At 62.7% G+C, this 1,857-nt stretch carries 1 protein-coding gene; it reads left to right on the plus strand.

The annotated features are described in order from the left end of the window. Nucleotides 1-272 precede the first annotated feature (272 nt). A complete protein-coding gene (locus sphsw_RS03965) occupies nt 273-1,397 on the plus strand; it encodes an OmpA family protein (RefSeq protein WP_031396246.1) in 1,125 nt (374 codons plus the stop codon). Nucleotides 1,398-1,857 lie beyond the last annotated feature (460 nt).

A 1,857-nucleotide genomic window follows, 5' to 3' on the forward strand; every position in this document is an offset into this window, starting at 1 on the left:
CGGGCGAGTCGTGACCGGCGGTAACCAGGTGGTCGGCGCGCAAGGCGCGGCAATTGCCGATCCGGTCGGTGGAGCCGTGGTCGATACGTCCGCCCGGGCTACACTTTCCGCCGTTCTGGTGCTATTGAGGAGCCACGGATTGATCGCCGCCTAAACACTCTAAAAACTGTGGCGTTCCAGCAACACCTCGAACTTTTGTGCGCTTGCGTGGAAACAAGCCGAAGGATAGGGAGTTTGCGATGTCCGTGTGACACTCATGAAAGGGGATTTATATGCGGAAGCTTGCCGTCGTTCTGGCACTCGCCTCCACCGCACTCGCCACTCCTGCCCTCGCCCGCGACAAGTCGTGGTACGTTGGCATCGAAGGCGGTGCGATGATCGTTGAAGACATCGATTACGACATCGGTGCTCTGAACAATGCCGGTTCGGTCGACCATGACTATGGTTATGACGTCGACGCAGTCATGGGCTACGATTTCGGTGGCTTCCGCCTCGAAACCGAAGTCGGTTACCGCAAGGCTACTGTGGACGGCTATTCGTCGACCACGACCACGCCAGCTTTCACGGGTGCAGGCGCACTCGTCAACGCACCGGCCAACAACTATGACTATGCTGGCGGTTCTTCGTCGGCACTCAGCTTCATGCTGAACGGCCTGCTGGACTTCGGTCCGGATGACGGCATCCAGGGCTTTGTCGGCGGTGGTGTCGGTGTTGCTCGCGTCAAGGCGAACTACGCCCTCAACAACAACGGTTCGTTCCTGAACGATTCGGACACCGTGTTCGCCTATCAGGGCCTCGCCGGTATCCGTGCACCGCTGACCGACCACATCGACGCGACGCTGAAGTATCGTTTCTTCAACGCCGAGAACGTCAAGCTGGTCGACAACACCAACCGCCTGTTCGACGGTCGTTACCGTTCGCACAGCATCCTTGGTGGTGTGACGTACAACTTCGGCGCACCTGCCGAGCCGATGGCACCTCCTCCCCCGCCGCCGGCACCCGAGCCGATGGCTCCCCCGCCGCCGCCGGCGCCGGTTGAAGTCGTTTGCTCGCCTGGTCCGTTCATCGTGTTCTTCGAGTGGGACAAGTCGGACATCACGCCTGAGGCTGCGTCGATCCTCGACAACGCCGTAACGCAGTACCAGTCGTGCGGCAACGCACAGGTCATGCTGGCAGGCCACGCCGATAAGTCGGGTTCGGCGTCGTACAACGTCGGTCTCTCGCAGCGTCGTGCAGACGGCGTCCGCGCCTATCTGTCGTCGCATGCGATCCCGGATGGCGTGATCTCGACCGAAGCGTTCGGTGAGAGCCGTCCGCGCGTCGACACCGCCGATGGCGTGCGCGAAGTGCAGAACCGTCGCGTGGAAGTCACCTACGGTCCGGGTTCGGGCCAGTAAGACTTCCGCCTTCCGGTCCTTTTTGGATCGGATGCGGGAAAAAGATAGGGGAGGTCGGCGCGAGCCGGCCTCCCTTTTCTTTTGTCTGCTGTTCTTTGAGGCGGGGAAGAAGGTTGGTTCGCGCGGAGCCGCGGAGGCGCGGAGCCTTTTGGGGTGGGCCGCGGGGGTGCATCACGGAGGTTTCGGCAGGATTTGGCGTGCCGCACGGGATGCTTCGGCGCGGTCGCGCATGGGCGTGCGTTGGAAGTGTTCACGCGAAGGCGCGAAGGCGCGAAGATCTTGGGGCTGCTTTCTTGTGTGCCGCCGGGCGGCGGGGCGCGGCTTCGCCGATCGTGGTTGGGGCGGTCAGTCGGCCGACGTGCAATCTTTGCGCCTTCGCGCCTTCGCGTGAGATACTAATCACTGCGCCTGGCGGCGGCGTTTATGCCTTGGGGGGATCGTCGGGCTCGAGGGCGGGGGC

It is taken from the genome of Sphingomonas sp. FUKUSWIS1 (assembly GCF_000733135.1).
Taxonomy (GTDB): Bacteria; Pseudomonadota; Alphaproteobacteria; order Sphingomonadales; family Sphingomonadaceae; genus Sphingomonas; species Sphingomonas aerolata.

Bases quoted from the DNA above. Each gene is read 5' to 3' on its own strand.
- sphsw_RS03965 (WP_031396246.1), top strand. From the start codon at position 273: ATGCGGAAGCTTGCCGTCGTTCTGGCACTCGCCTCCACCGCACTCGCC.